The sequence below is a fragment of the Rhodococcus sp. BUPNP1 genome (assembly GCF_002215235.1).
Taxonomy (GTDB): Bacteria; Actinomycetota; Actinomycetes; order Mycobacteriales; family Mycobacteriaceae; genus Rhodococcus.
In genome coordinates, this window is record NZ_NERM01000054.1 from 1 (window position 1) to 11,873 (window position 11,873).

At 65.3% G+C, this 11,873-nt stretch carries 14 protein-coding genes; 9 read left to right on the forward strand and 5 right to left on the reverse strand.

Annotation, left to right across the window (positions count from 1 at the left end):
• Both B9C99_RS24915 and B9C99_RS24920 read left to right on the forward strand, forming a co-directional pair.
• Positions 1-755, forward strand: a 755-nt coding sequence (locus B9C99_RS24915) for an MsnO8 family LLM class oxidoreductase (protein WP_216359325.1), incomplete at its 5' end; no start/stop codon positions are given.
• 171 nt (positions 756-926) lie between these two features.
• The gene (locus B9C99_RS24920; RefSeq protein ID WP_088899737.1) at positions 927-1,622 is read left to right on the forward strand and encodes a GAF and ANTAR domain-containing protein; all 696 of its coding nucleotides are present in this window, start codon (positions 927-929) and stop codon (positions 1,620-1,622) included.
• A gap of 23 nt (positions 1,623-1,645) precedes the next feature.
• Here the strand turns inward: B9C99_RS24920 and B9C99_RS24925 are convergent, their stop codons facing one another.
• Entirely contained in the window at positions 1,646-2,083 is a 438-nt protein-coding gene (locus tag B9C99_RS24925; protein WP_088899731.1) for a PaaI family thioesterase, read from the reverse strand.
• A 57-nt stretch (positions 2,084-2,140) separates the two neighbouring features.
• Positions 2,141-3,478: a wax ester/triacylglycerol synthase domain-containing protein gene (locus B9C99_RS24930; RefSeq protein WP_088899732.1), complete on the reverse strand. Its 1,338-nt coding sequence runs from the start codon at positions 3,476-3,478 to the stop codon at positions 2,141-2,143.
• A 140-nt stretch (positions 3,479-3,618) separates the two neighbouring features.
• On the opposite strand from B9C99_RS24930, the gene B9C99_RS24935 reads away from it, so the two are divergent.
• The 6 genes from B9C99_RS24935 to B9C99_RS24960 all read left to right on the forward strand — a co-directional run bounded on the left by B9C99_RS24935 (position 3,619) and on the right by B9C99_RS24960 (position 9,810).
• A complete protein-coding gene (locus B9C99_RS24935; protein WP_088899733.1) occupies positions 3,619-4,248 on the forward strand; it encodes a hypothetical protein in 630 nt (209 codons plus the stop codon).
• Positions 4,249-4,459: 211 nt separating this feature from the next.
• Positions 4,460-5,401, forward strand: coding sequence for an Ig-like domain-containing protein (locus B9C99_RS24940; RefSeq protein ID WP_088899734.1), 942 nt, complete (start codon positions 4,460-4,462; stop codon positions 5,399-5,401).
• A gap of 115 nt (positions 5,402-5,516) precedes the next feature.
• A complete protein-coding gene (locus B9C99_RS24945) occupies positions 5,517-6,443 on the forward strand; it encodes a carbohydrate ABC transporter permease (RefSeq protein WP_024102126.1) in 927 nt (308 codons plus the stop codon).
• 23 nt (positions 6,444-6,466) lie between these two features.
• On the forward strand, positions 6,467-7,333 hold the full coding sequence (locus tag B9C99_RS24950; protein ID WP_228045187.1) for a carbohydrate ABC transporter permease: 867 nt from the start codon (positions 6,467-6,469) through the stop codon (positions 7,331-7,333).
• A gap of 24 nt (positions 7,334-7,357) precedes the next feature.
• A complete protein-coding gene (locus B9C99_RS24955; RefSeq protein WP_039585301.1) occupies positions 7,358-8,686 on the forward strand; it encodes an ABC transporter substrate-binding protein in 1,329 nt (442 codons plus the stop codon).
• An 11-nt stretch (positions 8,687-8,697) separates the two neighbouring features.
• Positions 8,698-9,810 (forward strand): ABC transporter ATP-binding protein, encoded by a 1,113-nt coding sequence (locus B9C99_RS24960; RefSeq protein ID WP_006553670.1) that lies wholly within the window; start codon positions 8,698-8,700, stop codon positions 9,808-9,810.
• Here B9C99_RS24960 and B9C99_RS24965 read toward each other — a convergent pair.
• Genes B9C99_RS24965 through B9C99_RS24975 form a run of 3 tightly spaced genes read right to left on the reverse strand, consistent with a single transcriptional unit; the run spans position 9,776 to position 11,402 of the window.
• A complete protein-coding gene (locus B9C99_RS24965) occupies positions 9,776-10,264 on the reverse strand; it encodes an SRPBCC domain-containing protein (RefSeq protein WP_088899735.1) in 489 nt (162 codons plus the stop codon). The genes B9C99_RS24960 and B9C99_RS24965 overlap by 35 nt on opposite strands.
• A 3-nt stretch (positions 10,265-10,267) precedes the next feature.
• The gene (locus tag B9C99_RS24970) at positions 10,268-10,609 is read right to left on the reverse strand and encodes a helix-turn-helix transcriptional regulator (protein ID WP_016693669.1); all 342 of its coding nucleotides are present in this window, start codon (positions 10,607-10,609) and stop codon (positions 10,268-10,270) included.
• 31 nt (positions 10,610-10,640) lie between these two features.
• Positions 10,641-11,402, reverse strand: a complete 762-nt coding sequence (locus B9C99_RS24975; RefSeq protein ID WP_088899736.1) for a DeoR/GlpR family DNA-binding transcription regulator — start codon at positions 11,400-11,402, stop codon at positions 10,641-10,643.
• A gap of 206 nt (positions 11,403-11,608) precedes the next feature.
• Between B9C99_RS24975 and B9C99_RS24980 the strand changes: the two genes are divergently transcribed.
• Positions 11,609-11,873, forward strand: a 265-nt coding sequence (locus B9C99_RS24980; RefSeq protein WP_143543607.1) for an LLM class flavin-dependent oxidoreductase, incomplete at its 3' end; no start/stop codon positions are given.

Here is an 11,873-nt window from a genome sequence, read left to right on the forward strand (position 1 = left end):
CGGGTGGGGTGATGCTGCCCAATCACCAACCGCTCGTCGTCGCCGAACAGTTCGCGATGCTCGAAGCGATGCACCCGGGACGAATCGATCTGGGTGTCGGTCGTTCCCTCGGATTCACCGCACCCGTGCGCGATGCGCTGCGTACTCACAAGGCCGACGCGGACGACTTCGCCGCCGACATCGAGGAACTGCGCGGCTATCTGCACGGCACCGCCGAACTGACCGTGCGTCCGCGGCTGTCCGAGCCGCCTCCGATCTTCGTCCTCGGCACAGGGCAGGGCATGCGACTGGCAGCGCGTCTGGGGTTGCCCGTCGTCGTCGCCGGGCCTCTTCTACGGCAGGGATCGGAACCGTTCGATCGTTATCGCGCCGACTTCCGCCCGGGCACACCCGGCGCGGAGCCCTATGTGGTCGTCGGCCTCGACATCCTCATCGCCGATACAGAAGCCGAAGCTCGGGAGTTGCAGCTTCCGGAGGCCTGGGCGATGGCCGTCTCGCGCGAAGCGGGTGCGTTTCCGCCGCTGTCCCCGGTCGAGGAGATCCGCCGGCAGCCGATGACCGAGCGTCGCCGCCGCATCGTCGACGAGACCGCGAAGGGTTCGCTGGCCGGAACCGAGGATCAGGTGGCCGAGGGGCTCGAGAAGCTGATCGCCTCCACCGGCGCGAACGAGGTGCTCAGTTCGGCCTCCACCTTCGACACCGACGCTCTGTACGACTCCGATGCGCGCCTGGCCAGGATCTTCGGACTCACCTGAACGCCGGACCGAGGTCCCGAGCGTCTCTGCATGTGCCGCTGTGCCCTTGTCCGGACCGACGACCCGGATAGGCTGGTGGTCCCCGACCTCGGTGTCGCTGTGACGGCGCCGATGCTGCTGTTTCCATCGGTGCCTCCGACGAGCGCACCGACCTTTCGGAAGGTGTGCCTCATGGCCGACCTGGACCCCGACCGTCTGAGCCGCACGATGGCCGAGCTCGCGCGGTCCTTCGACGGCGCGGGTACGGATCTCGACACGACTCTGCAACGGATCACGACCGCCGCCGTGGAACTGATTCCCGGCACCGACAGTGCCGATGTCCTCGTCATCACCGGTCGCGGAAAGTTCGAATCGCACGCAGCGACGTCACAGTTGCCGCCACAGATCGATGCATTGCAGGCCCGGGTCGGAGAAGGGCCGTGCGTCGATTCCGCTGTCGACACGGTGTTCACCCGCAGTGACGATCTGGCCACCGAGTCGCGCTGGCCCATGTTCACGCCTGCAGCCGTCGAAGCCGGGGTACGCAGCGTCGTGTCGTTCCGGCTCTATACCCACGACATGCAGGCCGGAGCGCTGAACCTGTTCTCCGCCGAAGCGAATGCCTTCGACGAGGCGGCGATTCACATCGGGGAGGTGCTCGCAGCCCACGCCGCGATCGCTTTCGTCTCGAGTCGTCGGCAGATGCAGTTGCACTCGGCAATCGCATCCCGGGATCTCATAGGCCAGGCCAAGGGCATGCTCATGGAACGTTTCGCCGTGGACGCCGATCGTGCCTTCGCGATGATGGTCGCCTTGTCGCAGGAATCGAATGTGCCGGTGGCGACGATCGCCGCCCGCATCGTCGAACTCGGACCCCAACCCGACTGACCTTCATGCGGTGGTTCCGTCGCTCACCCGTTCAGGTCGATCACGCGAGCGCTTCCTTGCGCTGCGGCACACAGTTTCTCCGCGCCGTCCTCCGCGAGGGCGTAGATCTCGCAACGACACAACGCCTGCCTGCGACTGTTGCTGACGACGGTGGCGACCGCGCGTAGGAGCGTGCCCCCGGCGGGCCGCAGGTAGTCGAGACTCATACCGGTCGTCACGATCGACGGGCCGAGGGTCGTGCCCGCGGCGAACGTGAGTGCATTGTCGGCCGCGTAGGCCAGAACCCCTCCGTGCGCGAAGCCGAACTGCTGGAGCAGTTCCTCCCTGAGAGGTATCTCCAGTACGGCCCGGCCGCGCTCGTATTCGGTCAGACGAGCTCCGATCAGGACGCTGAACGGTTGCGATGCCAATACCTTCCGCGCATCGGCGAGGGTACGGATCTCGGCGATCTCCTCCGACATGCCCAGCAAGGTACCCCGCTCCTCGATTCCCGACCGTCACATCGGAGCGACCCGCGGTCACTGTGCGGAGGCGACGATCGAGCGGAACTGTTCCCGCACGGCCTCCGTGAGGTCGCGGACCTCGGGGGCGACGTCGGGATCGACGACGACCGCGACCGTCAGCGTGCCGGCATACGACAGTGCGGCGAAGGCGACAGCGACGTTTCCCGTGCTGACGATCAACGGCACGATCGACGTGACGGGTGCATCGGCCACGGTGATCGTCGACGGCGGTCCCGGCAGGTCGGACAGGAAAGAATTGACCCGGCGCTGCCGGTCCACGAACCGACGGAACATCCCCGTGGCCGCGAGCGCGCGGAAGACCGGACCCAGCAGCTCGGCGGACAATCCTCGCACGTTCGTCTTCTGCAGTCGGGTGATGCGGGAGACGGATACCAGCCGGTCCTCCGGGGTCCCGTCCAGCGGTACCCGGACGGGCATGACACCGACGCGATTACCCAGCTGCCCACTCGTGTCGGCGGTGCGGGCGGAGATCGGTACCGAGATCACCAGGTCGGGCGGGAACTCGCCGCGCCTGTGCAGAATCGTGCCGAGGGCACCACCGACCGCGACCAGCAGCACGTCGTCGACCGTCGCGTCCCATCGGCGTCCCGCTCGGCGGACCGTGTCCAGCTTCACCTCGACGGTCCCGACCGCACGACGAACACCGGTGGGCGCGTTGAGCGAGCAACGCGGGGCACGTCCGCCGGCGCCTCGCCCGAGTTCCGCCCACGCGGCAGGAAGGCGTGCGACGGCCCGCGGTGCCCGGCGGAGCGTGTGCAGACGACCGACCACGTTGTCGTAGAGAAGTTCTCGCGCATTCGGTTGCCCGGATGTGCGCTGTTCGCGCAGGGGCGGTGAGCTGTCCGCGCCGTCGACGAGATGCGCCAGGATCGCCAGACCACCGATCCCGTCGGCCAGGACGTGGTGCAGCACCATCACCAACGCCGTGTGCCCGTTCGGGTCCGCGATGTCGGTGACGAGAACCGCGCGCCACAACGGTCGGGATCGAGACAACGGACGGGTGACCGCGTCCACGGCGAGCGTCAGTGCGGCGTCCCTGTCGCAGGGAGCGGGGCAGCGCACCTGTGAGAAGTGGGCATCGACGTCGAAGTGGTCGTCGTCGATCCAGTAGGGACGTCCGAGCCCGAGCGCCGGCTCGATCAGGCATTGCCGCAGCCGGCGGATCCCGACGAGTCGTTCGGTGAGCACCACCATCAGTGTCGTCGGATCACGCAGGTTCTCACCGGCGAAGAAGATCGCAGCACCGACATTCAGAGGTGCCCGTCCCACGTCCGAGACGAGTTCGGTCAGGTCGCCGGGACCGATGCGGTCGATACCGCTCGACGCCGCCACCCTTCGAGGATGGCAGACGCAGACCGGTCGTCTATTGCCTACGGCCGAGTAGGGGAGCAGTGTGAACACGGGTGGTTTCGGGTGGGGGGTCGCGCCGAAACGACCGGCGACGCCGTGTCGGCGCCGCCCTGAGGAGAGGGGTGCCGATCGTGTTTGCACGCTCCACCACAATTCATGCGCATCCGTCGTATATCGACGCCGGGATCAAGCACGTACGCGACATCGTGATGCCTGCCCTGGCGGACATCGACGGTTGCCTGGGGCTGTCCCTGCTGATCGACCGCGGCTCGGGCCGATGCATCGCTACCAGCTCCTGGCGGGACGGGGACGTGCTGCGCTCCAGCGAAGGCATGGCCCGCATGCTCCGGGACGAGGCGGCCCGGATGTTCCACGCCACCACGGACGTGGCCAATTGGGAGATCGCGGTGATGCACCGCGATCACCATGCGAGCCGAGGGTCCTGCTGCCGTGTCACGTGGGTAGAGCTCGATCCTGCCCAGCTGGAGCGTGGCGCGGACATGTGGAAGATGGCGGCGCTGCCCAGGATGGAGGAACTCGAGGGTTTCTGCAGCGCCAGCCTGATGATCGACCGCACCCGCGGTCGCGGAGTGTCCTCGCTGACGTTCGACAGCGCCCAGGCGATGGACCGCAACAAGGAACCCGTTGACGGTATCCGTGCCGAGGTGACCCGGGCGGCGGGTGCCACGGTTCTCGACACCGGTGAGTTCGAACTCGCGATCGCACACCTCGACGTCCCCGAAATGGTGTGACCGCCGGTCTGCGGCGCGGGCGAAATCCGTTCACCCGCGCCGTGGCCGTCTGCATTCGTAATAGACCATTCGGTTCGCTGACCTGGGAAAACGCCGGGACGGCCCGCATTCGAATTGCCCGTCCGTAACCGTCCTGTATCTAATGAACGGGTACGAGCACGCCGCGCAGGGGAAATAAGGCGCGGCGCACCGCTGAACGATGGGTTGTGGAATGTTCGAAAAGCGAGCTTTGTCGAACCGTCGCCGCACGGGCCGCCGATCTGCGCGGATCGGTGCTGCACTCGTGGGCGCAGCCGCCATGGCACTGGCCACCGCCGGTCCTGCGAGCGCGGCACCACTGTGGCCCGGTGGGCCCGAGGTGCCGAGCGTCCAGGAGCTGATCGAAGGACTCACGCCGCCCGGGGTGACGCCGCCGCAGCTTCCGCCCCAGCTCGCTCCCGAGCCGGCCGCCCCGTTCTCCGCTCCGTCCGTCAACCCCTCGAACGGGGAGACGGTGGGTGTCGCACAGCCGATCATCATCCGCTTCAACGAGGCCGTCGGAGATCGTGCAGCCGCCGAACGCGCCATCCGCATCACCACGCAGCCGCCCGTCGACGGGCACTTCTACTGGGCGTCGAACACGCAGGTCCGCTGGAAGCCGTTCGAGTTCTGGCCCGCGAACACCGCGGTGACCGTGAAGGCCGGCGACGCGCAGTCGTCGTTCACCATCGGCGATGCCCTGGTGACGGTCGCCGACAACAACACCAAGACCATCACCGTCACCCGCAACGGGGAGGTCGTCCGCACCATGCCGACGTCCTTCGGCAAGCCCGGCCACGACACTCCCAACGGCACGTACATCGTCGGTGAGAAGTACCGCGACATGTACATGGATTCGTCGACCTACGGAGTTCCCGTCGACAGCCCCGAGGGGTACCGCACCTACGTCGAGTACGCGACGCGGATGTCCAACAGCGGCATCTTCCTCCACGCCGCACCGTGGTCGGTCGGCGCGCAGGGCAACACCAACGTCAGCCACGGCTGCCTCAATGTCAGCACCGAGGACGGCAAGTGGTTCTACGAGAACGCCAAGAAGGGCGACCCGGTGATCGTGCAGAACACGGCCGGTGGAACCCTCAACGGCTGGGACGGTCTCGGCGACTGGAATCTCTGACACCGACGCACATCTCCGACGCCCCCTGCTTCCGGTTCGTAACGTTCGTCCGGAATAGCAGGGGGCGTCGCCCTTTCGTAACCCATGGTTCGTTCTGTCGGCACACACTGCTCCGGTGTCACCGAGTCCGGAACGAACCCTGCCGCAACACGAACGCGGCCTCCGCCACCGCCCGTGGCGCGATTACGCGCTCTTCGCGGCATTGGTCGGGCCCAATCTCGCGTTGTTGATCCTGTTCACCTACCGGCCTCTCGCCGACAACATCCGGCTCTCCTTCTTCGAGTGGAACATCGCGAGCCCGAACTCGACCTTCGTCGGACTCGCCAACTACCGAGAATGGTTCACGCGTCCCGACAGTTGGGAGATCGTCGGCAACACCATCGTGTTCACCGTGGCGACCGTTGCCGGTTCGATGGCACTGGGACTCGGGCTCGCACTGCTTCTGGACCGTAGGCTCCACGGACGCAATCTCGTCCGGTCGGCGCTGTTCGCACCGTTCGTCATCTCCGGTGCAGCCGTCGGAATCGCCTTCCAGTTCGTCTTCGATCCGAACTTCGGTCTGGTGCAGGACGTCCTGACCCGGGTGGGAATTCCGACGCCGGACTTCTACCAGGACCCCAACTGGGCGTTGGTGATGGTGACCCTGACGTACATGTGGAAGAACCTCGGCTACACCTTCGTCATCTATCTCGCTGCACTGCAGGGACTCCGGCCCGAGTTGAGCGAAGCCGCCGCCATCGACGGTGCCTCCCGGGGGACGACCTTCCGGCGCGTCGTCCTTCCGCAATTGCGGCCCACCACCTACTTCCTGTCGATCACCGTGCTGCTCAATTCGTTCCAGGTCTTCGACATCATCAACGTCATGACTCGTGGGGGTCCGTTGGGGACCGGCACGACCACGATGGTCTACCAGATCTACGACGAGTCGTTCCGCAACTTCCGTGCCGGCTACGGCGCCACCGTTGCCACCATCATGTTCCTGGTACTGCTCGCGGTGACCGTTTATCAGGTGCGCATCATGGACCGAGGAGGTCACTCGTGACCGCTGTCGCGGAGAAGTCTGTCGTGCACCTGGTCGCACCCGCGGACGAAACGCGTTCGCACCGAAGACGAGAGCGCGCCGTCACGGCTCTGGCCTATGTCGCCATGGTGCTCGTGCTGCTGGTGGTGGCTCTGCCCTTGTACTGGATTGTCGTGACATCGTTCAAGGAGCGGCCCGACATCTACACGCTGCCGGTGACCTGGTGGCCGAGCGTCTTCCATCCGCAGAACTACACGGAGGCAACCGAATCTGTGCCGTTCGGGTTGTTCCTGCGCAACTCGATCGTCATCACGACGATACTGGCGACGGTGAAGTTCGTCCTCGGAGTGTTCAGTGCGTTCGGTCTCGTGTTCCTGCGGTTCCCCGGCAAGAACATCGTCTTCCTCGGCATCATCGCCGCGCTGATGGTGCCGAACCAGATCACCGTCATCTCCAATTATGCGCTCGTCGCGGACTGGGGTTGGCGCAATACCTTCCAGGGCATCATCGTGCCGTTGGCAGGCGTGGCCTTCGGAACGTTCCTCATGCGCAACCATTTCCTGTCCATTCCGGCCGAGATCATCGAAGCCGCACGGATGGACGGAGCGGGCCCGTTCCGGCTGCTGTGGCGCGTGGTCCTCCCCGTATCCGGCCCGACCATGGTCGCGTTCGCGCTCATCACCGTCGTGAACGAGTGGAACGAGTATCTATGGCCGTTCCTGATGGCCGACGACGCATCCGTTGCGCCGTTACCGATCGGGCTGACACAACTCCAGAACAACGACGGTGTCACGAACTGGGGTCCGGTCATGGCCGGCACCGTGCTCGCGATGCTGCCGATTCTCGTGATTTTCCTTGTGCTGCAAAAGCACATGATCAAGGGCCTCACCTCCGGTGCGGTCAAGGGCTGAATCCTCAGGGAGCTGGGAATGGACATCAGGAACATCGACAGGCGTCGTTTCCTCGGGCTGACCGGTCTCGTGGCTGCGAGCGCTGCGCTGACCGCATGTGCAGGGACGGGCGGTGGCTCGTCCCAGACTTCGGGAACGGGATCGGTATCCGGCGATGCATCGCGGATCAGCTTCTGGTCCAACCACCCCGGCAAATCCCAGGACGTGGAGAAGGAGCTGATCCGGCGGTTCCAGGACGCGAACCCGGGCATCACGGTCGATCTCATCGACGGTGGCAAGAACTACGAGGAGGTCTCACAGAAGTTCAACGCCGCGCTCTCCGGCGGCGACCTGCCCGACGTGGTCGTGCTGTCGGACGTGTGGTGGTTCAACTATGCGATCACCGGTGCGATCACCCCGCTCGACGATCTGTTCCGCGAGGTGGGAGTGGACACCGGCGACTACGTCGATTCCCTGCTCGCGGACTATCTCTACGAGGGGAGTCACTTCGCTCTTCCGTACGCGCGGTCGACTCCGCTGTTCTACTACAACAAGCAGGTGTGGCAGCAGGCCGGACTTCCCGATCGCGGACCCGACACCTGGGAGGAGTTCGACGAGTGGGGTCCCCGCATCCAGGGGGTGGTCGGCGACGGCAGGCTCGCGCACGGCTGGGGCAACGCCAAGGATTACCTCGGATGGACCTTCGAGGGCCCGATCTGGACCTTCGGTGGTGCCTATTCCGACGGATGGGACCTGAAGTTCACCGACGAGAAGACAATTGCGGCAGGTGAATTCCTGAAGCGCATGATCCACGACAAGAAGTACGCCGCGGTGACGACCGATATCGCGAACGACTTCTCCGCCGGTCTCATCGCCTCCACGATCGCGTCCACGGGAGACCTGTCGGGTATCACGCAGAACGCGTCCTTCGAATTCGGGACGGCCTTCCTGCCGGCTCCCGAAGGCGTCGCGGGATGCCCCACCGGTGGTGCGGGTCTGGCGATTCCGTCCGGTATCTCCGACGAACGCAAGCGCAATGCCCTGAAGTTCGTCGAGTTCGTCACCAACGGCGACAACACCGCGTACTTCTCACAGAACATCGGTTACATGCCGGTCCGGAAGTCCGCGGTGGACAACCCCGCCATGAAGGAGTACCTCGAGGACAACCCCAACGCACGGACCGCGGTCGACCAGCTGGCCGTCACGCGCTCCCAGGACTACGCCCGGGTGTTCGTCCCCGGTGGCGATCAGATCATCGGGACCGGCCTGGAACGGATCGCACTGCAGAACGCCGACGTCGCAACGACCTTCGCCGACGTGCAGCAGCAGCTGCAGGCGGTCGTCGACAGGCAGATCACCCCCAACCTGAAGTAGAAGGAACACCATTGGCTGCCATCGCCTTCCGCAACGTCACCCATCGGTATCCCGGTGCCGATCGTCCTGCCGTGGACCGACTGGACCTCGACATCGAGGACGGGGAATTCCTCGTCCTCGTCGGGCCCTCGGGATGCGGCAAGTCGACGAGCCTGCGCATGCTCGCCGGTCTCGAGGCGGTCGACTCCGGGCGCGTGGAGATCGGTGGTCGTGACGTCACAGGACTGCCACCGAAGGCCCGTGACGTCGCGATGGTTTTCCAGAACTATGCGCTCTACCCGAACATGACCGTGGCGGAGAACATGGCTTTCGCTCTGCAGAACGCGGGGATGAAGAAGGACGAGCGCACGGCCCGAGTGCTCGAAGCCGCCCGGATGCTCGAACTGGAATCACTGCTGGACCGCAAGCCCGGAAAGCTGTCGGGTGGTCAGCGTCAGCGTGTCGCGATGGGGCGCGCGATCGTCCGTCACCCGGCAGTGTTCTGCATGGACGAGCCGCTTTCGAATCTCGATGCGAAACTGCGGGTCAGCACCCGCGCGCAGATCGCCGAGTTGCAGCGGTCGCTCGGCACCACCACCGTGTACGTGACCCACGACCAGGTCGAGGCGATGACGATGGGAGATCGTGTCGCCGTCCTGGAGAACGGCCGCCTTCAGCAGGTTGCGTCGCCTCGGAAGTTGTACGACGAGCCGGTGAACACCTTCGTCGCCGGGTTCGTGGGGTCGCCGGGGATGAACCTCGTCGAGGCAGCTGTACACGACGGGTACGCCGAACTCGGAGCGCTGCGAATCCGCGTTCCGCGTTCGGTGGATTCCGATCGCGTGGTGATCGGGGTCCGTCCGGAATCGTGGACGACCGTGGGGGCGTGGCGATCCGACTCCTGGTCGCTACGGACGGTCCTGGTCGAGGAACTCGGTGCCGAGTCGTTCGTGTACGCGGTGCCGAAGGACACCGTGGACGGAGATGCCGACAGGATCGTCGTCCGGTGGGATCGGCATGTGCCCGTCTCGTCGGGTTCCGAGATCCACGTGATCCCGAAACCCGACGAGGTGTACTTCTTCTCCGCACGGACCGGGGTTCGGCTCGGTGCTACTGCTCCGCTACCAATGCGTCGATCTGGTTGATGGCGGACGAGGCGCCCTCGACCACCCCCATGTCCAGTACCTGCTGGAGCGCCTCGGCGCTCTCGTAGGTGCTGACATAGGTTGCGCGCGTGCCGCCTTCGAACTCCTCGAAGTTGTAGACGCTGCGTGAGACGGGCAGCTCCGGCTTCGGGGTGAAGTCCGGCTCTGCGAAACCGTCGAGGAACGAGAAACTCGTCGGTTCGTCGACGGCCGTGATGTCCCAGTAGCCGGCGTACTTCTCGCCGTCGGGACCGGTCATGAAGTAGGTGGTACGGGTGCCGGGCTTCAGATCGTGGTCGACCACCGTCGCGGGGAAGGTCGGGGGTCCCCAGATCTTCTCCAGCTGACGGGGGTCGGCGTAGACCTGCCAGATACGGGACACCGGGGCGGCGAACTCGGCGGTGATGGTCAGGGTCAACTTGTCGGAGTCGTGCCGGACGTCGGTTACAGGCATTTCTCAGCCTTCCTCGGGGGATTCGAATGCGATGAGTTCGTCGATGCGTGCGATGCGACCGCGCCAGACCTGCTCCAGCTCGGTGAGCATGGACGCCACCGACCGCACTGCCGTCACGTCACCACTGGCCAACTGCTCGCGACCGCTGCGTCGCTTCACGAGTAGACCGGCCTTCTCCAGCACGGCGACGTGTTTCTGCACTGCAGCGAAGGACATGTCGTAGTTCGCTGCGAGAGCGGACACCGAGTGCTCCCCGGCCAGGACTCGTCGCATGATGTCGCGTCGGGTCCGGTCGGAGAGTGCGTGGAACAGGGCATCGGCCCGGTCCTCGTCGTCTCCGCTCACATTTCCAAATGTGCAACCGAATGGTTGTATGTCAAGAGTTCGGAGCGATCACGAGTCGGTCGCCGTAGGCTGCCCGCTTCTCCTCGTCGAGACCGTCGTCGGTGACGATGCACGTGACCTCGTCGAGGCTCGCGACTCGGGCGAGCGCGCGCTCTCCGAACTTCGAATGATCCGTCACGACGATCGTCTTCTCGGCCGATCGGATCATCGCCCGCTTGATCGGGATCTCCAGCGTGTTGGTGTTGGTGATGCCGGCAGCGGGGTGCACAGCGTCGGCGCCGAGGAACGCCCAGTCGGCGGAGTAGTCCGAGAGGAACTGCACGGCATGATCGCCGACCAGGGTGTACACCGAACCGAGGAGCTCGCCTCCGGACACGAGGAGCCGGACGTCGGGAAATGCCGCAACGTATTTCGCGATACGTAGGTCGTTGGTGAGGACCGTCAGCGACGCTTTGTGCCGCAGTGCCACGGCCACCTCGTAGGTCGTGGATCCGCTGTCGAGCACCACGCTGTCCCCATCGGACACCATGGCGGCCGCTACTGCCGCAATCGCCACCTTCTCCTCGCGGCGCACGTCCTTCTTGAGGGCGTACGGCACCTCGAGACCTGCGCCCTCGACCGCTCGGGCGCCCCCGTGCGTGCGCTCGACCTTCCCTTCGCGGGCGAGCGAATCGAGGTCGCGGCGGATCGTGGATGCATCGACACCGAGATCGGCCGAGAGGGTCTTCGCATCGACATATCCGTCGGCGAGGATTCGGTGGAAGATCTCACGTCGCCGTGCGGTCGCTGACACGATTGCTCCTAGGGCTGTGGGCACTCGATTTTCTGGGTACTCGGACGCCGTGGTCGGGGTCGGTGCACGACCATAACGCACGGAGCGACACACCTTTGCGTGGATATTGACACTGTCTGCGCTCAGTGTGCATGATTTCGTGCAGGATTTGCGCGATTGTGCGTGATCGTTTCGCTGGCACCACGTTGTTCGGAGGTTGCACGGTAATGCTGAAGTTGGGATACAAGGCGTCGGCGGAGCAGTTCGGTCCGCGCGAGCTGGTCGAGCTGGGCGTGCTGGCCGAGGCGCACGGGATGGATTCGGCGACGGTGTCGGATCATTTCCAGCCGTGGCGGCACAACGGCGGGCACGCCCCGTTCTCGTTGGCGTGGATGACCGCCGTCGGCGAGCGCACCGAACGGCTGCAGCTCGGGACCTCGGTGCTGACCCCGACGTTCCGGTACAACCCGGCGGTGATCGCGCAGGCCTTCG

Coding starts and splice junctions, on each gene's coding strand:
- B9C99_RS24940 (WP_088899734.1), top strand. CDS start 4,460: ATGTTCGAAAAGCGAGCTTTGTCGAACCGTCGCCGCACGGGCCGCCGA.
- B9C99_RS24925 (WP_088899731.1), bottom strand. CDS start 2,083: ATGTCGGAGGAGATCGCCGAGATCCGTACCCTCGCCGATGCGCGGAAG.
- B9C99_RS24920 (WP_088899737.1), top strand. CDS start 927: ATGGCCGACCTGGACCCCGACCGTCTGAGCCGCACGATGGCCGAGCTC.
- B9C99_RS24965 (WP_088899735.1), bottom strand. CDS start 10,264: ATGCCTGTAACCGACGTCCGGCACGACTCCGACAAGTTGACCCTGACC.